At 71.4% G+C, this 18,063-nt stretch carries 17 protein-coding genes and 1 riboswitch; of the genes, 8 read left to right on the forward strand and 9 right to left on the reverse strand.

The features are described 5' to 3' along the window. Positions 1–151 precede the first annotated feature (151 nt). The 4 genes from F9C11_RS32535 to F9C11_RS32550 form a co-directional block, all read right to left on the reverse strand. Positions 152–2,449: an FtsX-like permease family protein gene (locus F9C11_RS32535; RefSeq protein ID WP_409181182.1), complete on the reverse strand. Its 2,298-nt coding sequence runs from the start codon at positions 2,447–2,449 to the stop codon at positions 152–154. Continuing rightward, entirely contained in the window at positions 2,446–3,135 is a 690-nt protein-coding gene (locus F9C11_RS32540) for an ABC transporter ATP-binding protein (protein WP_409181183.1), read from the reverse strand. The genes F9C11_RS32535 and F9C11_RS32540 overlap by 4 nt, the downstream gene beginning before the upstream one ends. Then, complete coding sequence (locus F9C11_RS32545; RefSeq protein WP_409181184.1) at positions 3,135–3,656, reverse strand: PadR family transcriptional regulator; 522 nt, start codon at positions 3,654–3,656, stop codon at positions 3,135–3,137. The genes F9C11_RS32540 and F9C11_RS32545 overlap by 1 nt, the downstream gene beginning before the upstream one ends. A gap of 456 nt (positions 3,657–4,112) precedes the next feature. Next, the gene (locus F9C11_RS32550; protein WP_409181185.1) at positions 4,113–4,985 is read right to left on the reverse strand and encodes a MurR/RpiR family transcriptional regulator; all 873 of its coding nucleotides are present in this window, start codon (positions 4,983–4,985) and stop codon (positions 4,113–4,115) included. Positions 4,986–5,080: 95 nt separating this feature from the next. On the opposite strand from F9C11_RS32550, the gene F9C11_RS32555 reads away from it, so the two are divergent. The 5 genes from F9C11_RS32555 to F9C11_RS32575 are packed head-to-tail and all read left to right on the forward strand — an operon-like array spanning position 5,081 to position 9,695. Further along, positions 5,081–5,827: an amino acid ABC transporter ATP-binding protein gene (locus F9C11_RS32555; protein WP_409181186.1), complete on the forward strand. Its 747-nt coding sequence runs from the start codon at positions 5,081–5,083 to the stop codon at positions 5,825–5,827. 14 nt (positions 5,828–5,841) lie between these two features. After that, on the forward strand, positions 5,842–6,762 hold the full coding sequence (locus F9C11_RS32560) for a transporter substrate-binding domain-containing protein (RefSeq protein WP_409181187.1): 921 nt from the start codon (positions 5,842–5,844) through the stop codon (positions 6,760–6,762). Between the two features lie 13 nt (positions 6,763–6,775). Continuing rightward, on the forward strand, positions 6,776–7,414 hold the full coding sequence (locus F9C11_RS32565) for an amino acid ABC transporter permease (RefSeq protein ID WP_409181188.1): 639 nt from the start codon (positions 6,776–6,778) through the stop codon (positions 7,412–7,414). After that, complete coding sequence (locus F9C11_RS32570) at positions 7,411–8,223, forward strand: amino acid ABC transporter permease (RefSeq protein ID WP_409181189.1); 813 nt, start codon at positions 7,411–7,413, stop codon at positions 8,221–8,223. The genes F9C11_RS32565 and F9C11_RS32570 overlap by 4 nt, the downstream gene beginning before the upstream one ends. Continuing rightward, positions 8,220–9,695, forward strand: coding sequence for a serine hydrolase domain-containing protein (locus tag F9C11_RS32575; protein ID WP_409181190.1), 1,476 nt, complete (start codon positions 8,220–8,222; stop codon positions 9,693–9,695). Before F9C11_RS32570 ends, F9C11_RS32575 begins: the two co-directional genes overlap by 4 nt. 142 nt (positions 9,696–9,837) lie before the next feature. On the opposite strand, the gene F9C11_RS32580 is transcribed toward F9C11_RS32575, so the two are convergent. Continuing rightward, on the reverse strand, positions 9,838–10,176 hold the full coding sequence (locus tag F9C11_RS32580) for a hypothetical protein (RefSeq protein WP_409181191.1): 339 nt from the start codon (positions 10,174–10,176) through the stop codon (positions 9,838–9,840). 424 nt (positions 10,177–10,600) lie between these two features. On the opposite strand from F9C11_RS32580, the gene F9C11_RS32585 reads away from it, so the two are divergent. The 3 genes from F9C11_RS32585 (at position 10,601) to F9C11_RS32595 (ending at position 13,612) form a co-directional block, all read left to right on the forward strand. Further along, the gene (locus F9C11_RS32585) at positions 10,601–11,290 is read left to right on the forward strand and encodes an alpha/beta fold hydrolase (protein WP_409181192.1); all 690 of its coding nucleotides are present in this window, start codon (positions 10,601–10,603) and stop codon (positions 11,288–11,290) included. Positions 11,291–11,442: 152 nt separating this feature from the next. Further along, positions 11,443–11,712 (forward strand): DUF1918 domain-containing protein, encoded by a 270-nt coding sequence (locus tag F9C11_RS32590; RefSeq protein WP_409181193.1) that lies wholly within the window; start codon positions 11,443–11,445, stop codon positions 11,710–11,712. A 58-nt stretch (positions 11,713–11,770) separates the two neighbouring features. Further along, a complete protein-coding gene (locus F9C11_RS32595) occupies positions 11,771–13,612 on the forward strand; it encodes a DUF4236 domain-containing protein (RefSeq protein ID WP_409181194.1) in 1,842 nt (613 codons plus the stop codon). A gap of 1 nt (position 13,613) precedes the next feature. On the opposite strand, the gene F9C11_RS32600 is transcribed toward F9C11_RS32595, so the two are convergent. From F9C11_RS32600 to F9C11_RS32615, 4 genes are all read right to left on the reverse strand, one after another. Continuing rightward, entirely contained in the window at positions 13,614–15,986 is a 2,373-nt protein-coding gene (locus tag F9C11_RS32600) for an HAD-IC family P-type ATPase (protein WP_409181195.1), read from the reverse strand. Between the two features lie 132 nt (positions 15,987–16,118). Then, positions 16,119–16,784, reverse strand: coding sequence for a (2Fe-2S)-binding protein (locus F9C11_RS32605; RefSeq protein ID WP_409181196.1), 666 nt, complete (start codon positions 16,782–16,784; stop codon positions 16,119–16,121). Beyond that, positions 16,781–17,620 (reverse strand): CbtA family protein, encoded by an 840-nt coding sequence (locus F9C11_RS32610; RefSeq protein WP_409181197.1) that lies wholly within the window; start codon positions 17,618–17,620, stop codon positions 16,781–16,783. Before F9C11_RS32610 ends, F9C11_RS32605 begins: the two co-directional genes overlap by 4 nt. A gap of 27 nt (positions 17,621–17,647) precedes the next feature. Further along, positions 17,648–17,857: a CbtB-domain containing protein gene (locus tag F9C11_RS32615; RefSeq protein WP_009077103.1), complete on the reverse strand. Its 210-nt coding sequence runs from the start codon at positions 17,855–17,857 to the stop codon at positions 17,648–17,650. A gap of 56 nt (positions 17,858–17,913) precedes the next feature. Further along, positions 17,914–17,969, reverse strand: a riboswitch (cobalamin riboswitch). Positions 17,970–18,063 lie beyond the last annotated feature (94 nt).

Consider the following 18,063-nt stretch of genomic DNA (forward strand, 5'->3'; position numbering starts at 1 on the left):
GCCCGGCGCACACGTCGTCGCGGTCGCCGATTCCCGGGTCGAAGTGCGGCTCGAGGGCCGGGACGGGTGCGCGGAGCTGCAACTCGACAGAAGCCGTGAAGGGCTCCTTGCGGGAATTCCCGCAAGGAGCCCTTCCCCGACCGCCCCCGGTCTACTCCGAGCGCAGCGTGTCCAGCCGCGTCACCTGGCGCAGCAGCGGCAGCGTCAGCGCCGTCACCAGCAGCACCGCGGCGACCGCGGCCCCGGCCAGTCCGGCCAGGACCCCGCCGTCCACCATCATCGGCAATTTGGCCAGCCGCAGGATCGGCGCGGTCAGCCCGAGCCCGGCGCCGACGGCCAGCACCACCCCGACGAGCACCGGAACCGCGGTCTGCCACAGCGATCCCCTGGCCAGCACCCCGATCGGCACGCCGGCCGCGGACAGCGCGGCGAGCGGGCGGCGGCGCTCGCTGATCTGCTCGATCGACAGCATCAGCAGGCTCATCGCGGCCACCGCCAGCACGAACAGCGACGCGGTCAGCAGCACCGCGCGGAAGCTCGCCATCATCCGCTCGTCGCGGCCGGAGTAGTCGGACAGGTAGTCCGTCTTGCCGACTTCGGCCTTCCACGCCAGCGGCCGCACCGCGGTCGCGACCCGGTCGACCAGCGAATCGACGCTTCCGGTGCCCGCCACGAACAGTTCGGTGCGCTCCACGGGCAGCTTGTGGTCGCCGAACGCACCCGGCGTGACCAGCAGGCTGCTGGCCGCCGCCTTCGCGGTGTTGCTGGCGGGCACGACCCGGACGTGGTCCGGCACTGTCCACTGAGGACCGGACACCGTCTTGCCGTTGCGATAGCCGGTCAGCTGGTAGTCGCCCTTCGGGGCGGCCTGGGCCGAGGAGCCCGCGACGTAGAAGATGTCCCCGTCGGCGCAGTCGCCGACGTTCGCCTGCGTCTTCAGCGCCACGCAGTCCCCGACGGTGCCGTAAATCTCCCGGTCGCCCGAGCTGAGCTGCAGGGATCGGGCGCTGTGCACGCCGGTCACCCCGGGCACGCCGGACAGCAGCCGGCGGACCTCCGCCTCGTGCGCGCTCGTCGTCTGCACCCGCACCGGCGCGGCCGCGACGCCGTCCGGCGTTTCGTACGCCCGGGTGGTGCGGCTGGTCATCGACGTCAGCACGCCCTGGATCAGGATCGTCCCGGCCAGCACGACGACCAGCCCGGACACCACCCGGCTGGCGGTGCCGCTGTCGAGCTGCAGCCGGCGCACCGCGAGCTGCCACGACGGCGGACCGCCCCGCAGCCGTTCCACGATCCGCTCCACCAGCCACGGCAGCAGCGCCGCCACGCCCATCAGCAGGAACACGCTGCCCACCGCGAGCGCCAGCGCGGCCGCCTGGTCCCCCGACCCCGGCGCGACGACGAGCGTCCCGAGCAGGAACACCACGCCGACGGCGGTGATCGTCCAGCGCCACCACATCCGCCGCCGCACCGGTTTGCCCTGCCGGACCACGCCGAGCGGTTCGACGATCGTCCGGCGCAGCCCGAACAGCGCCGAGCCGACCGCCAGGCCGGGCACGAGCAGCACGATCACCAGCAGCGACACCCACGACGGCGTGAAGTCGTCCGCGAACACGCGCAGGCCGAACGGGAGCCAGTCCCCGATGAACGGCCGCAACGCGTAGAACAGCGCACCGCCCGCCACGAGCCCGATCACCGCGCCGACCAGCGACTCCGCCGCCGCGACCCGTTTGATCTGCCGGGCGTCCACCCCGATCAGCCGCAGCGCGGCGAGCCGCCGTTCCCGTTGCGCCGCGCCCATCCGCGACGCGGTGGTCACGAAGATCAGCAACGGCAGCAGCAGCACCGCGGCGATCGGCGCGACGATCATCCACATGACCGCCGACAGCGCGAACCCTTCCACCGGCTTGCCGAAGGCGTACACGCTGTTGGCGCTCTCCCCCTCGGCCTTGATCTCCGCGGCGGTCGACCCGTAGTACGCCGTCAGGTCGGCCGCGTCGCTGACGCCCGGCTCGGCGATCCGGCCGGCCACGGTCCCCGGCAGCCGCGCCTTGATCGACGCGCCCTCGGCCGAGTCCAGCTTCTCCGCCAGCGCCGGCGACACGATCACCTCGCCCGGCGCGGGCAGCCGGGAAAGCCCCGGCGGCACCGGCGAGTTCGGCCCGGTCGCAGCCACCGCGGTCAGCTGGAGGAAGTCCGCGCCGATCGACGGGTACCAGCGGTAGGTCGCCAGCGGCGCGATCCCCTCCCGCGGCGTGGTGTCCTGCTTGATCGCCGCCGCCCGCTCCGCCCGCGCGTCCACCAGGTGGCTCACCGAGGCGGCGGGCAGGAGCACGGCGACCGCGAGCGCGATCCCGAACGCGGTCATCGCGAGCCGCAGGAGCGCCGAGCCGGACATCCGGCCGCCCCCGACGGCCAGCCGGAGTCCCAGCAGCAGATCCCGCGTCATGCGACCAGCTCCCGGTCGACCGTGCGCCCGTCCCGGACCACGATCTCGCGGTCGGAGTACGCCGCGACCCGCGGTTCGTGCGTCACCAGCACCACCGCGGCGTGCGTTTCCCGCGCCGCCTGGGTGAGCATCTGCATGACCTTCTCGCCGTTGAGCGAGTCGAGCGCGCCGGTGGGCTCGTCGGCGAAGACGACCTTCGGCCCGGTCACCAGCGCCCGCGCCACCGCGACCCGCTGCGCCTGGCCGCCGGACACGTCGCCCGGACGCCGCTTCGCCAGGTTGTCGACCTCCAGCCGGGCGAGCCATTCCTTCGCCTTGGCCTCGGCCGGCCCGCGCTTCGCCCCGGTCAGCCGCAGCGGGAGCGCGACGTTCTCCAGGCAGGTCAGCTCGGGAACGAGCTGGCCGAACTGGAACACGAAGCCGAATTCGGTGCGCCGCAGCGCGCTCCGGCCCTTGTCGTCCATCGCGACCAGGTCGCGCCCGCCGTAGTGGATCGCCCCCGAGTCCGGCCGGACGATCCCGGCCAGGCAGTGCAGCAGCGTCGATTTCCCCGAACCGGACGCGCCCATGATCGCGAGCACCTCGCCCGCCGAGACGGTCAGCGCCGCCCCGTCGAGCGCCCGCGTCTGGCCGAACGATTTGTGCAGCCCGTTGCCCGCGAGCAACGGAGTTCCCGGCCTGGTCATCAGCGCACCGCCTTCTCGAGTTCGCCGAGCCGGGCCGCGGTGAGCTCGAGCCACCGCAGGTCCGCCTCGAGGTGGAAGAGCGCGTGGTCGCAGATCAGCTGATCGGCGAGGTCGCCCTCGTACTTCCGTTTGGTGAGCGAGCGCATCACCTTGAGGTGCTCGCTGCGCTGGACGTCGAGCACGTCGGTGGCGTCGCGGCCGGACAGCAGCGCGAGGACCACCTTCGTGTACAGCGTGTTCTGCAGGTACGGCTCCGGGCTTTCCGGAGTGCTCAGCCACTGCTCGACGTCGGTGATCCCGGCGTCGGTGATCGTGTAGCGCTTCCGTTCCGGCCCGTCGCCGCTCTCGACCCCCGCGACCTCGACCATGCCGTTGCGCAGCAGGCGCGACAGCGTCGAGTAGACCTGGCCGTACGCGAGCGGGCGGTCCTGCCCGAACTGCTCGTCGTACGCCCGTTTCAGGTCGTACCCGTGTCTCGGACCCGACTCGAGCAACGCGAGCAAGGTGTGTGAAACCGACATTCCCCTGTTCCTCCCTTGGCCCCGGAATCCCGGGGTGAAGATCACTATACCGCAGAGGTATACGCGGCGTGTATACCACCATAGAGTAGTGCGTTTTGGCAGGTCAGGGGGTCGTGAGCGGCGATCCCGGTTCTAACCGGGATACGCACTCACGAGGCGGAGGCGGCACACGGGCAAGAGCCGTGCGGAGGCCGGAGCGCGGCGGGAGCCGGGGCGGAGAGGGGCGGGGGCGGGTCGGCCGACCCGCAGCACAGGCGCTGCCGAGGGGGCACCGGGCGGCGAGCGAGAGGCCCCGAGCACCGAGGCGTGGCCAAGACTCGTGAGCGGCGATCCCGGTTCTAACCGGGATACGCACTCACGAGGCGGAGGCGGCACACGGGCAAGAGCCGTGCGGAGGCCGGAGCGCGGCGAGGGCCGGGCGCGGCGGTTCTCACCGCGATCGCCGCGCACGAGGAGCTACTTCCGCTCGCCGAGGTCCGCCCGGAGGCGGGTCAGCAGGTCCGCGGTCGTCTTCGCGCGGTCCGGCTCCCGGCCCGCGATGGTGTGCGCCAGGATGTCGGTCACGATCGAGGCGGTCAGGGTTTCGCCGGTGAACTTCGTCGGGGAATCCGGCGCCGGCAGCACTACCCGGACGCGGGATTCGAGGTCCGCCGACAGCTGGCTCGTCACGAGCACTACCGCCGCGCCGACCTCCTCCGCGTAACGCAGGATCAGCTCGACATCGCGGTTCTGCCGAGCCGGGACGTACACCAGCACCGCGTCCTCGGCGGTCAACGGGAGGAGCGCGTCCGCGAGCCGGAACCCGGTGTCGGCGCAATGCCGCGTCACCAGGCCGCGCCGAGACAGCCGGAACGCGGCGTACTCGGCGCAGACCGACGACAGCCCGAGCCCCCAGGTGAACACCATCCGGGCGTCGAGCAGCAGCTGCGCCGCCTCTTCGACCGCCTCCGGCGCGAGCTGCCGCTGCATTTCCTGCAGCCGCTCGGCGCTGTCGGCCATCACGCGGTCGATCTGGCGCGAGCCGGTCGACCCGAGGTTCTCCATCGCCGCGCTCAGCCGGACGGTCGGCTCGGTGCGCGCGGTGAACGTCTGGCCGAGGTGGCGCTTCAGCTCCGGCAGCCCCGAATAGCCGAGCGCTTTCGCGGTGCGGACCACGGTCGCGTCGCTGGTCCCGGCCGCCGCGCCGAGATCGCCCGCCGAGGAGAACAGGACCTCGTTCGGATGGGCCAGCATGAACCGCGCGACCTGGCGTTCCGCCGGCTTGAGGTCGTCGAGCCGGGCGCGGACGTGGTCGTCGAAATGGTCGCCGCCGAGGTAAGTAGTGGACATGACACCCTTGACTGGACGTAGTGGCTACTACAAGATGCCGGAGGGTTCTCCGTTGTGTAGTGAACCCTACCCCGCCGGCTCGACGAGGAGCACTCATGAGCACAGATCAGCCTCTGGTACGGCTGCGCGGCGTCGGCAAGTCGTTCGGCTCGGCCCGGGTGCTGACCGGGATCGACCTCGACGTGCGGCGCGGCGAAGTCGTCGTGGTCATCGGCCCGTCCGGGTCCGGGAAATCGACGCTGTGCCGGTGCGTCAACCGGCTGGAGACCGCGGACGAGGGCACGATCGAGATCGAGGGCCGCCCGCTGCCCGCCGAGGGCGCGGACCTCGCCCGGCTGCGCGCGGACGTCGGCATGGTGTTCCAGTCCTTCAATCTCTTCGCGCACAAAACCGTGCGGGACAACGTGATGCTCGGCCCGGTCCGCGTGCGCGGGCTCAGCCGCGCCGACGCGCGGAAACGGGCCGACGAGCTGCTGGAACGGGTGGGCGTCGGCGCGCACGGCGACAAGTACCCGGCACAGCTGTCCGGCGGCCAGCAGCAGCGGGTCGCGATCGCCCGCGCGCTGGCGATGGAGCCGCGCGTGCTGCTGTTCGACGAACCGACCAGCGCACTCGACCCGGAGATGATCCACGAGGTGCTCGACGTGATGACCGCGCTCGCCGCCGACGGCATGACCATGATCGTGGTGACCCACGAGATGGGCTTCGCCCGCAAGGCCGCCGACCGCGTCGTGTTCATGGCCGACGGCCGGATCGCCGAATCCGCCGCGCCGGACGTCTTCTTCGGCTCGCCCCGGACCGAACGCGCGCGCGATTTCCTCGCCCGCGTGCTCAGCCACTGAGCCGGGAGGTCCGCATGTCCGTCCTCTTCTCCCGCCGGACCGCGTTGCTCGCCGCCGGCACGGTCCCGCTGCTCGCCTCCTGCGGCGGCGGAACCACCCGCACCGCGGGCAACCCCGCCTACGCCACGCTCGATCAAGCCGACGCCGTCGCGCGCGGTCCGGTCGGCGCCGACCTGCCGGAAACGCCGACGCTGCGCCGGATCCGCGCCCAGGGCGTCCTGCGGCAGTCCGGTTCGGTGACCACGCCCGGGTTCGGCATGATGAACCCGGCGACCGGCAAGATCACCGGGTTCGACATCGGGATCGCCCAGCTGCTGGCCAAATACCTGCTCGGCACGCCCGAGGTGGACACCATCACCGGCGGCGCCGACACGCGCGAAGCGATCCTGCAGAACCAATCGGTCGATGTCGCCGTCTGTACTTACACGATCAGCAAAAGCCGGGCCCGGCTCGTCTCGTTCGCCGGGCCGTACTACGTCGCGCGCTCCGGCATCGTCACCGCGGCGGACGGTCCCCGGATCACCGCGGTCCGCGACCTGGCGGGCAAGGACGTCGCGGTTCAGCCGGGCGCGGCGCAGGAAGCGCTGCAGAAGGCGTGTCCGCAGGCGCGTGCGGTGGTGTTCGAGGAATCGAGCCAGTGCGCCGCCGCGGTCCGGCAGGGCCGCGTCCAAGCGTGGTCGGCGAACACCGCGATCCTGCTGGGCAAAGCGGCGGTCGACGCGCGGCTGCGGATGACGCCCGCGACGTACGGCAGCAGCCCGTTCGGGATCGGGCTGCCGAAGGACGATCCGGCGTTCAAGCAGATCGTCGTCGGGTTCCTGCGGCGCATCGCCGCCGACGGCAGCTGGCGGCGGCTGTGGGAACAGACCGTCGGCCCGCTCGTGTCCGGTCCCGCTCCCGAGCCGCCCGTGCCCGGCTCCGTCCCCGGCTCCTGAAGGGAGACCATCCGTGCTTTCCGGTCACGCCGGGGAAATCCTCGGCGGTTTCACCACCACTTTGCTGCTCACCGCGTGCGCCTTCCCGCTCGCGCTCGTCCTCGGCTGCGCCGTCGCGATCTGCCGGATCAGCCCGGTCCGGCCGCTGCGGATCGCCGGCCGGCTGTACGTCGACCTGGTCCGCAACTCGCCGTTGCTGCTGATCGCGGTGTTGCTCATCTTCGGGCTGCCCGACGCCGGCGTGCTGATTCCGTTGTTCTGGTGTCTGGTGCTCGCACTGGGCATTTACTTCGGTGCGTACGTCTGCGAAACCATCCGTTCGGGCATCCGCGCGGTGGATCGCGGGCAGGTCGAAGCGGCCCGGGCGATCGGGCTGCCGTTCCGCCGGGTCGTGCTGGACGTCCTGCTGCCGCAAGCGTTTCGCGCGATGGTGCAGCCGCTCGGCACGATCCTGATCAACGTCGCGCTCGGGTCGGCGCTCGGCGCGGCCGTCGGCGTGGACGAGCTGACGCTGGAGACCCGCTCGTTCAACCTCGAGACCGCCGAGCCGATCCTGGCCTTCGCCGTCGCGGCCTGCGGTTATCTGGCGATCAACCTGGCGGTCAGCGGGGTCGTCCGGCTCATCGAGCGAAAGGTCCGGGTGCTCCGGTGAACGACGACATCCTCTTCGACGCGCTCGGCCCGAAGGCCAAGGCCCGGCTGCGCACCGTGTCGATCCTTTGCGGACTCGTGCTGCTGGGTTTGCTGACCCTCGTGCTCGTCCGGCTCGGCGCCTCCGGCCAGCTCGACCCGGCCCGCTGGGCGATCCTCGCCGACGGCGCCATGCTGCGCTTCCTGGGGCAGGGCTTGGCGATGACGCTGCTGGTCGGCGTGGTGTCGACGGTGCTGTCGGTCGCGCTCGGCGTGCTGCTCGCACTCGGCCGGCTGAGCCGGAAGCGGTGGCTGAGCTGGCCGTCCGCGACCGTGATCGAGTTCTTCCGCGCGATGCCGCTGCTGCTGATCCTGTTCTTCTTCATGTTCGGGCTGCCGATCCTCGGCGTCCGGGTGCCGATCTTCTGGCAGCTGGTGCTGGCGATCGTCGCGCACGCCGGGGCGATCTTCGCCGAGATCGTGCGGGCCGGGATCCTCGCCGTGGGGCGCGGGCAGAGCGAGGCCGGGCACGCGATCGGTCTGCGGCACTGGGAGGTCATGACGTTCGTCGTGCTCCCGCAGGCGGCCCGCGCGCTCGCGCCCGCGCTGATCAGCCAGACCGTGCGGGTGATCAAGGAATCCAGCCTCGGCTACGTCGTCGGCATCGCCGAACTGCTGAACAACGGCAAGGTGCTCGGCGAGTTCAGCGGCGACTTCATCCAGGCCTACGTCGGGGCCGGGCTGCTTTACATCATCGTGAACATCCTCCTTTCGCGGGTCGCCGAACGGCTCGCGAACCGCAAGAAAACACTCGTCCGGGAGCCTTCGTGACCTCTGCTTTCCCCTCCGTCGCCCCGTCCGAAGCGGGCCTCGACGCCCACCGCGTGCGCGGCTTCCTGCGGCGGCTGGCCGCCGACGAGATCTCGCTCGACAGCCTGCTCGTCTACCGGTCGGGCAAGCTGGCGTTCGAGCACTACTGGTGGCCCTACCGCGCGGACCGGCCGCATACGACCCATTCGGCGACGAAGTCCTTTGTCGGCACGGCGATCGGCCTCGCCCGGGACGAGGGTTTGCTGCGGCTGGACGACCGCCTGGTCTCGTTCTTCCCGGAACTCGTGCCGACCGACGCGTCGGAACACCTGCGCGCGATCACCGTCGAAGACCTGCTGACCATGCGGACCGGCCACCGCGTCGGCCTCTCCGGCAAGACCTGGCGGCTGCTGAAGACCAGCTGGGTGCGGGAATACCTGCGCACGCCGGTCGAGTCGCCGCCGGGCAAGGCGTTCACCTACTCCAGCGCGACGTCGCACATGCTGTCCGCCATCGTGCAGCGGGCGTCCGGCCAGTCGGTGTTCGACTACCTGCGGCCGCGATTGTTCGAACCGCTCAGTTTTTCCGGCCACAGCTGGGACACCGACCCGGAGGGCATCTGCTCCGGCGGAAACGGTTTGAGCCTGCGCAGCATCGACTTCCTGAAGTGGGGCGTCCTGCACCTGCACGACGGACTCTGGCAGGGCGACCGGGTCCTGCCCGCGGGCTGGGTGCGCGAGGCGACCGCGTGGCACGTCCCGAACGCCGACGCCGGAAGCTGGAACGGCGCCGAATTCGTCCCGGCCCCGGGTTCCGGCGGGGAGGAACGCCCGGAAGGCTACGGATACCAGCTGTGGCTCGACGCCGACGGCGGCTATCGGGCTTCCGGAATGTTCGGCCAAGACGTCTTCGTGCTCCCCCAGCACGATGCGGTGGTCGTCACGACGGGCAGCATCACGCACGGGAAGCACCGCCTGTTGTCCGGACTGGTGCACGACCTGCTGGTTCCCGCGTTCGACGGCACTCCGTCCACTGTGGCCGATGCTTCGCTGGCCGCTGACCTTGCCGTGGATGCGCCCGCGCTTTCGCCGACTTCCGTTGACCTGGACGGCAAGCGGTACGAATGCGAGTCCAATGAGGACGACCTTTCGGAGATCTCGTTCACTGTGGACGATGACGTCTTAGTAGTGACTTTGGACGATGCGCGCGGCCGCCACTCAGTCCGATGTGGACTGTCCACTTGGGTCGAGTCGGACACTGGCGTGACCACTTGGCAGCTGCACCACTCGTATCAGGCCGAATCGACGCGTATCCTCGCCGCCGCGCAGTGGCGTTCTCCGGGGGAATTGGTGCTGGAGTGGTATTTCGTGGAATCGCCGTTCCACGACACGGTCACCATCGAGTTCGAGGACGACCGGTTGCGGTGGCGTCGGCGGACCAATGTGAACAGCGGGCCGACCGAGCGTCCGGTGGTCACCGCGAAGCTCGGGTAAGCCGGCGAAAAGGTGGTCAGCAGGCCGCGACCGATTCGGTGAGCCGGCTGCGGTACGGCGCGGCCGTGCGCATCTCGGAACTGGCTCCCGAACAGGACGAGTTCCTGCTTTCGCTGCCGGTGGCCGGCCGGGCGCGGTTCGGCTACGGCACGACGAGCGCGCGCTGGTCGAAGCGGCGATCCACCTGTCCACCGAGGGCGCGCGGCCGGGACATCTCGACGCGCTGCTGGCCGAGACGCTGTTGCTCGGCCACCCGAATACCCTCGACAAAACCCTTGCCAACAAAGGGAAAGCGTCGTCGTCGGCCCGCGTCCGGCGGGGGGCCCGCGCGCTGCTGGCCGCCGCGGATCCGGCCAGCACCACGGTGACCGCGACCGCGCTCGCTTGCGGCTTCGTGCGTCTCGGCGATTTCGCCGCCCAGTTCACACGGGCGGTTCGGCGCATCGCCGTCCGCTGTGCTCTGCGCATCGCAAGTCCGCACCGGCAAAGGAGAACGCCGCCATGCCACTATCCACTGAGGACAAGCTCGCGATCGTCGAGCTTTCCCACGCCCAGATGCGCGCCCTCGACAACCACGACGTCGACGGGTGAGTCGATGCCTGGGTCCCGGACGGGCAGTTCATTCCCCCTACGGCACCTTTTCCGGCCGCGCCGAACGGGCCGAGTTCATCAAGGGCCACATCGCCGCGGGCAAGGAGGACGGCGCTCGCCACCTGCTGACGAACTACGTGGTCACCGGCGACGCCGACGCGCGGCCGTCACCTGCCTGGTCACCAAACTGCAGGTCGAAGAACCGCCGTTCATCATCGCCACCGGCGGCTACCAGGACGTCGTGGTCCGCACCCCGACGGCTGGCGCTTCGAATCCCGCTGCCTGGACATCGACCGCGCCGAGGCGGCCGCCCGATGACCGGACTGGCCGCCGAACGGCGGGGAGAATCCGGCCCGCCGATCGTCATGGTGCACGGCAGCCTGAGTTCGGCCGCCGCCGCGTTCGCCGGGCAGAAGGCGCTCGCCGGCCGGTTCCGGATCATCGCGCCGTACCGCCGGGGCTGCCAGCCGAGCCCGCCGGCCGCTCGGATCGACCCCGGACCGCGACGCCGCCGACGTAGCCGGACTCCTCGGCGACGGCGCGCACCTGCTCGGCACGTCGATGGGCGGATGCGGGCCGCCGCGCTGGCGCCGGACAAGGTCTGGTCGCTCACCGTGGCGGAGCCGCCCGCCCTGCCGAACGGCTCCGGTCGCCGCGGCGCCGACCGGCTCGCCGCCCTCCGCGACTACTGGGCGGCCGACCCCGCGACGTTCGTGGCCGGGTTCCTGCGGGTGCTGAACGTCGAACTGCCGCTTCCGCCGCCGCTGCTGGAGGCCGCCCGCAACCTGATGACGGAACGGCCGTGGGAAACGGGTGTCCCGGCGGAGGCGCTGGCCCGCACGTCGTTCCCGAAGCTGGTGGTGACCGGCGGCGGCACCCCGGGATTCGAGGACGTCGCCGACGCGCTGGCGGAAACGCTGTCCGCCAAGCGGGTGCTGTTCCCGGGCAGCCCGCACGCCGTGCAGCGGTTCAACGACGAGTTCCTGGCTCATCTGGGCGGCTGACGCGGACCGGGCCTGCCCCGGCGCCCCCGTGCGGACCGGGCCGGCCGAACCCGCAGGCCGCTTGCCCGCACCTGATCGGACTACTCCGAGGTTTCGCGTCCGGCGCGGCGAGGTATCGCGTCGGGCGAGGAGCATCCGCCAGAGGAGGAACCATGCACGCACAGCGCGGAGACTGGCTGGTCGTGAAGGGAATCCACGTGGACGTGCCGGAGCACCGGGGCCGCATCGTGGCCGTGGGCTCGCCGGACGGCGGGCCGCCGTTCACCGTCCGCTGGGCCGGAGCGGACCACGATTCGACGGTCTTCCCGGGTCCGGACGCGATCGTGCTGACCGACGCGGAAATGGCCGCGCAGGACGCGCGCGATCAGGAGCGGGGCGAGCGGCTGGGCGCGTTGCAGCACCGTCTCCCGACCGACGCGTAACAGTCGGCGCACGCACGGCGATCCAGAGCGGGCCAATGCCGTCCGTCGAAGGTCGCCTATGTCGTTCTATCTGCGTACGAGGGTCAACGTCGGTCCGCTGCGCGTGAGCATGTCGCGGGCCGGGCTCGGCGCGTCGGCCGGGGTGCCCGGGTTCCGCGTCGGGGCCGGCCCGCGCGGCGCTTACGTCACGCTCGGCGGCGGGCTGGTCAGCTACCGGACCACGACGCGGACAACGACCCGGACACCGGCCCCGAGCGCACCGCCGCTGCTGCCCGCGAGCGACGTCGTCCTGGCCGACATCACCGGCGCGACCACCCTCGAAATGGCGGCCGCCGATTCGAGCGAGTTCGTCAGCCAGCTCAATGCCGCGGCGCGGTCGATGCGGTGGTGGCCGTGGGTGCTGGTGCTCGCGCTGGCGCTCGCGGCCGTGTCGCCGTGGACGCTGCTGGCCGGGGCGCCGCTCACCGCATGGGTTTTCCTGCACGACCGGATCCGGCGGACGGTCGTGGGCTTCTACGACGTGCAGGACGCCGGGGCCGCGCGACGGTTCCAGGGACTGGTCGACGCCTTCGGACCGGTGCGGGAGGCACGCCGGGCCTGGCAGGTCGTCGCGTCGGCGGCGTTGTCGACCACGCGGCAGCACAAGCTCAACGCCGGAGCGTCCGCGCTGGTCAAACGGCATTCGCTGGACCGGGACATCGGCGGGCCGCCGCACCTCTCGGCGAACATCGCGGTCCCGTCGCTCGCCACGAGCCACCGGGCGGTCTACTTTCTGCCCGACCGGATCCTGCTGCGCGAGGGCAAGCAGTACGCCGACGTCGAGTACGGCGAGCTGCGGATCGAGGCGGACGTGCAACGGTTCATCGAGGACGGCTCGGTGCCCGGCGATTCCCGCGTCGTCGACGAGACCTGGCAGTACGTGAACGTCAAGGGCGGACCGGACCGGCGGTACAAGAACAACCGGCGGCTCCCAGTCGTGGAATACGGTTCGCTGCGGCTGTCCGGGCCGAACGGCTACCGCGCGACCTTCGCCTTCTCGACCCCGCGAGCGAGTTGGGCGCTCGCGGACGCGCTGCGAGCGATGACCAGGACCGACGCGCCGCCAGTGGCGGTGGCCAAGCCAGCCGCCGTACCGGCCGCGCCCGCCCGGACCCAGGTCCCGGCCGCCCCGCTGACCCGGCGGCGGCTGTCGGCGGATGGACGAGTCGCGATCGTCGGCGAAGCGCACTACCAGCCCGCACTGCAGCGGGCGGCCCGCCGAATCGCCGCCGGCGAAGGCTTCGACCAGCATCTCCCGGCCGTCGCGCTCCTCGTCCCGGAACCGCAGAATCCCCATGATCTCCACGCGGTCCGCGTGGACGCGGTCAACCCCGCCGGCACGGAAACGGTCGGCTATCTGTCCCGCGCGGACGCTCGCCGCTATCAGCCCGTTCTCCGCGCGCTCGCCCAAAGCGGATACGCCGGAACCTGCCCGGCGCGGATCACCGGCGGCGGGAACGGCCGCCACTACGGAATGTATCTGCATCTCGCGGGCCCGGACGCGCTGGAGATCGCCAATCTCGCCGCCGAGGCCGATCTCCTGGAGCCGGAGCGGACGGTCACCGTCACCAAAGAGGAAAACCACCAGGAAACCTTGCGGCGCTACCATTCCGGCGCGCCGCGCACGATCGTCGCCGCCGAACTCGCACCGTCCACTGTGTCCAGTGGCAAGCACAAGGGGTCCTACGCGATCGAAGTCCGGCTCGACGGCCAGCGCGTCGGCGAACTGACCGCCGCGATGAGCGCCCGCTACCGGCATCTCGTCACCGGCGTCCCGCGCTGCGAAGCCTTCATCACCCACGGCGAGCGCGGATTCCAGATCGACCTCCGGCTCCCGAAGGCCGATCGCGTCCCCCGGTGAGCTACTTCCCGATCCGGTTCCCGATCCACCGCCCGATCTCGATCAGCACCACCCCGGCCGCGGCACAGCACACCGCGGTGAGGGTGTACCTGGCGTTGCTCGGGTCCAGCTGGAAGATCTCGCGCGTCCACGGCAGCAGGAACATCAGCGCCGAAACGACCGCCATCGTCGCGACCAGCGCGGCCTTCCACCAGGTGTAGGGCCGCGCGACGACCGCCAGCACCCACAGCGCCAGCGCCATCAACGTCATCAACGCCGTGGTGCTCGCCTGCACCTGCTCGGCCTCGGTGGTCGCGGTGCCGGGGTGGACCAGGAGGTAGGCGGCGAACGACGCGGCTCCGATCACCACCCCGGCCGGAACGGCCATCCGCAGCACGCGGCCGACGAATCCGGGGCGCGCACGGTCGTTGTTGGGGGCCAGCGAGAGCACGAACGCGGGCAGGCCGATCGTGAACCAGCCGACGATCGTCACGTGCCTCGGCAGGAACGGGTACGGCATCGCGTCCAGGCCGATCAGCCCGGGCACGCCGACGATGAGCGCCAGCAGCACCGAGTAGACCGTCTTGGTGAGGAACAGGTTCGCGACGCGTTCGATGTTGCCGATCACCCGGCGGCCCTCGCCGACGACGTGCGGCAGGGTGGCGAAAGCGTTGTCCAGCAACACGAGCTGCGCGACCGACCGGGTCGCCGGGCTGCCCGCGCCCATCGCGACGCCGACGTCCGCGTCCTTCAGCGCGAGAACGTCGTTGACGCCGTCGCCGGTCATCGCGACCGTGTGGCCGCGTGCCTGCAGCGCCGCGACCATCGCCCGCTTCTGCGCGGGCGTCGCGCGGCCGAACACGGCGGTGCCTTCCAGCTGGTCGGCCAGCTTGCCGGGCTCGTCCGACAGCGTCCGCGCGTCGACCGGGGCGTCGCCGCCGGGCAGCGCCAGCGCGCGGGCCACGCCGCCGACCGACACCGCGTTGTCGCCCGAAATCAGTTTCACCGCGACGCCTTGGGCGGCGAAGTAGTCCAGCGTCTCGCGGGCGTCGCCGCGGATCTTCTGCTCCAGCACGGCCAGCGCCACCGGCGTGACCTTGCCCGGCCCGTCCGGCGCGTCGACCGCGTTCGCCGCGCGGCCGAGCAGCAGCACCCGCAGGCCCTGCGCGCCGATCCGTTCCGCCTCCGCGCGCTCCTGCGACTCGGCGGGCAGCAGCACGTCCGGCGCGCCGAGCACCCAGTCGCCGTGCTCGCCGAACGCCGCGCCGCTCCACTTCCGCGCCGACGAGAACGGCACGACGGCGGTCGGTGTCCAGTCCGGCGCGGCCGGGCAGCCCTCGGCGATCGCGACCAGGCTGGCGTTCGGCCGCGGGTCGGCGGCGGCGAGCGCGGCCAGCACGGTTTCCGGCTCCTCGCCCGCCTCGTGCAGCCGCCGCAGCTCGGACAGCCGCATCGTGTTCTCGGTGAGCGTGCCGGTCTTGTCCGCGCAGACGACGTCGACCCGGGCCAGGCCTTCGATCGCGGGCAGCTCGTTGACCAGGCATTGCCGCCGGCCCAGCCGGATCACGCCGACCGCGAACGCGACCGACGTCAGCAGGATCAGGCCCTCGGGGACCATCGGGACGAGCGCCGCGACCATCCCGCGCAGCGCGGCGGGCAGCTCCTGCGAACCGGAAAGCTGGTTGTAGACCGACAGCGCGCCGGCCGGGATCAGCAGGTACGTGATGACCTTGAGGATCTTGTTGATCCCGTTCCGCAGCTCCGAATCGACCAGCGTGAACCGGCCCGCCTCCTCGGCCAGCTTCGCCGCGTAGGCCTCCGAGCCGACCTTCGTCGCCCGGTACGCGCCGTTGCCGGCGACCACGAAACTTCCGGACATGACCGGGTCGCCTGCGCGCTTCACCACCGGGTCCGATTCGCCGGTGAGCAGCGATTCGTCGACCTCCAGCGCGTCCGCGGCCAGCACCTCGCCGTCGACCACCACCTGGTCGCCCGCGCCGATCTCGATCACGTCGTCGGCCACGACCTCCTCCGGGGCCAGCTCGCCGCTGACCCCGTCGCGGCGCACGCGCGGGCGCACCTGGCCGACGATCGCGAGCCGGTCCAGCGTCCGCTTGGCCCGCAGCTCCTGCACGATGCCGACGACGCTGTTGGCGACGATCACCCCGGCGAACAGGCCGTCCAGCAGGTAGCCGGTGGAGAAGATGATGACCGCGAGCACCGCGAAGATCGCGTTGATCCGGGTGAAGACGTTCGACCGGACGATCTCCCACGCGCTGCGGCTCGTCCGCGAAGGCACGTCGTTGGTCCGTCCCGCGGCGACCCGCTCGGCCACCTCGGCCGCGGTGAGCCCGCGCGTGCTGTCCTGCGTGAGCAGGCCGTCATCCCCTGGCATAGGTTCGACCTTACGCAGTTTCCGGGCAAACCCGGCACGCCCCCGCCCCTGTCGGGTCCGCCCGTTCGGGTGACTCGGCGCTGGCGGCCGGTTTTCGCGCCCGCTCGCCGACGCGACCGGCGCGAAGGTCCGTCACACCAGCACGCAGTCCCCGCACTTCGGGCCGTCCCGATCCGGTGCCGCGCGATAGAACAAGCAGCAGCTGCGCCGCCGGAACCGCCCGTTCTCCCGGGTCGCGGTACCGGCCAGTTCCGGCGTTTCCTCCAGCGCGGAAACAATCCCGGCGACCCGTTCAGTCCACTCCGGACGCTCGGACCGCAAGACCGTCACCGCGCCGTTCAACGCCGACGCCACATTTCCCCGCCGGACGTTCCGGGCCAGCGAGAACCGCGCCATCGCCCGGTCCAGCCGCGCCAGCGGCCCGCGCAGGACCCGGGCGGCGAACGCACCGGCCACCTCGGACTCGACCGGCGGGTTTTCCGCCAACGACAACGGAAACGCGCCGCCCAGCTTCGGCTGCCACCACGCCGTCGAATAGTCCGGCACCGCTCCCGCGCCGACCGCGAGACCCAGGGCGGGCGAGATGATCCGGGCCGCCAGCCCGAGATGGGCGATCGACGCCGCGACCCGCAGTTCCACGAAATCGCCGCCGAGCGCGGCCCGGTTCTGTGCGACGCGGTCCCGCAGCACCGGGCCGTCGTCCAGCACCTCGGACAGAAGACGCCACGGCTCGGCCGGTTCCCCCGCCGAATGCGTGTCGACGGCGAAGAACGGGCCCAGTCCGGTCAGCGGGTTCACGCCTCGACGGTAGCCGCGCGGCCGCGGTCCAGCACGCGTTCGGCGAGCGGGCCGAAGACGAGCGCGATGGTCGTCCACAAAATGACCTGTGCCAGCACCGAATAGAGCCGGAATTCGACGAGGGTGTCGGCGGGGAATCCGGGGTACACGAGCTGGCCGTCGGGACCCTTGAGCGGCAGCGGGATTTCGCTGGCCTGGGGGCCGTATTCGGCGACGTTGACGGCCAGCGAACCCAGCGACGGCAGCACCGCCATCAGGAGCGCGGACAGCACGACGAACCCGGCGCCGGCGACGAGCGTCGCGTTCCAGTTGCCCAGCCGCGGCGCGAGCCGTTTGCCCGCCACGACGGCGGCGACCAGGAAAAGCACTGACGCGACGACCATCGTCAAGTACAGCCCAGTGCGCGCACCGATGGTGGCTTCGTGCCCGACCGCCGGCGGGTTGGCCGGGTATTTCAGGAACGGCACCAGGTACAGCGTCAGGAATCCGGCCCCGGCCACGAGCACCGCCAGCACCCGCGCCCGGATTTTGCCGACCCGGCCCAGCAGCACGGTGTAGGTCACCGCGAACAGCAGGCCCATCGCGACCCCGAAGAGCACCATGCCGAGCCCGAGGCCGAGATTCCCTTGCACGGCACGGCTGAAAATCTCGTGGCCTTCGTGTTCGCTGGGCATCCCGGCGGCCTTGTCGAGCGCCATTCGCGCGTCGTCGCGGCCGGATTCGTAGTCGATCGCCGCCTGGGTCACCGGTTCGGCGAAGATCCGGGCGAAGACGAACGCCAGCAGTCCGCCCAGCGCTCCGGCGAGGAGGCCGCGCAGAATCAGCTTGTTCTGCATTGTTCGGTTGTCCGTTCCGCGCGCGCGTCAGTGGCAGGGGAAGCCGAGGAAGTGCCGCGCGTCGTGGACGAACTCGTGCACGTGGGTGTCGCTGCCGAAGATCGAGACCGCGCCCTGGTCGACGCCGATGAAGTAGTACAGCAGCAGCGCGCCGACGATCGTCGCGCCGAGCAGCAAAGCGGCTTTCGAGACGGGCAGAACGACCGGGGTCGACCGGTCGGCCGGAATGGTGGCCATGGCTCTCCTTCGGGATGACGCGTCCCTTGCGGGTGGACCTGACGACGGCTCCTCGACCTGACTCGCCCGCGATGGGCACACAGTGGCGCGACCGTGCCGGAATCTCACCGGCTTCGGGAAGCCGTCGCGCGAGCAGCACGGTACGGCGGCGCCCGGCCCGCCGTCAATCGCCCGCGGGTCCGGGGTGTCCGCTATGGCCCGGTTTG

Source organism: Amycolatopsis sp. VS8301801F10, from assembly GCF_046195355.1.
Lineage (GTDB): Bacteria > Actinomycetota > Actinomycetes > Mycobacteriales > Pseudonocardiaceae > Amycolatopsis.

Bases quoted from the DNA above. Each gene is read 5' to 3' on its own strand.
- F9C11_RS32615 (WP_009077103.1), bottom strand. From the start codon at position 17,857: ATGGCCACCATTCCGGCCGACCGGTCGACCCCGGTCGTTCTGCCCGTC.
- F9C11_RS32590 (WP_409181193.1), top strand. From the start codon at position 11,443: ATGCACGCACAGCGCGGAGACTGGCTGGTCGTGAAGGGAATCCACGTG.
- F9C11_RS32610 (WP_409181197.1), bottom strand. From the start codon at position 17,620: ATGCAGAACAAGCTGATTCTGCGCGGCCTCCTCGCCGGAGCGCTGGGC.
- F9C11_RS32540 (WP_409181183.1), bottom strand. From the start codon at position 3,135: ATGACCAGGCCGGGAACTCCGTTGCTCGCGGGCAACGGGCTGCACAAA.
- F9C11_RS32535 (WP_409181182.1), bottom strand. From the start codon at position 2,449: ATGACGCGGGATCTGCTGCTGGGACTCCGGCTGGCCGTCGGGGGCGGC.
- F9C11_RS32550 (WP_409181185.1), bottom strand. From the start codon at position 4,985: ATGTCCACTACTTACCTCGGCGGCGACCATTTCGACGACCACGTCCGC.
- F9C11_RS32585 (WP_409181192.1), top strand. From the start codon at position 10,601: ATGACCGGACTGGCCGCCGAACGGCGGGGAGAATCCGGCCCGCCGATC.
- F9C11_RS32560 (WP_409181187.1), top strand. From the start codon at position 5,842: ATGTCCGTCCTCTTCTCCCGCCGGACCGCGTTGCTCGCCGCCGGCACG.
- F9C11_RS32545 (WP_409181184.1), bottom strand. From the start codon at position 3,656: ATGTCGGTTTCACACACCTTGCTCGCGTTGCTCGAGTCGGGTCCGAGA.
- F9C11_RS32555 (WP_409181186.1), top strand. From the start codon at position 5,081: ATGAGCACAGATCAGCCTCTGGTACGGCTGCGCGGCGTCGGCAAGTCG.
- F9C11_RS32595 (WP_409181194.1), top strand. From the start codon at position 11,771: ATGTCGTTCTATCTGCGTACGAGGGTCAACGTCGGTCCGCTGCGCGTG.
- F9C11_RS32600 (WP_409181195.1), bottom strand. From the start codon at position 15,986: ATGCCAGGGGATGACGGCCTGCTCACGCAGGACAGCACGCGCGGGCTC.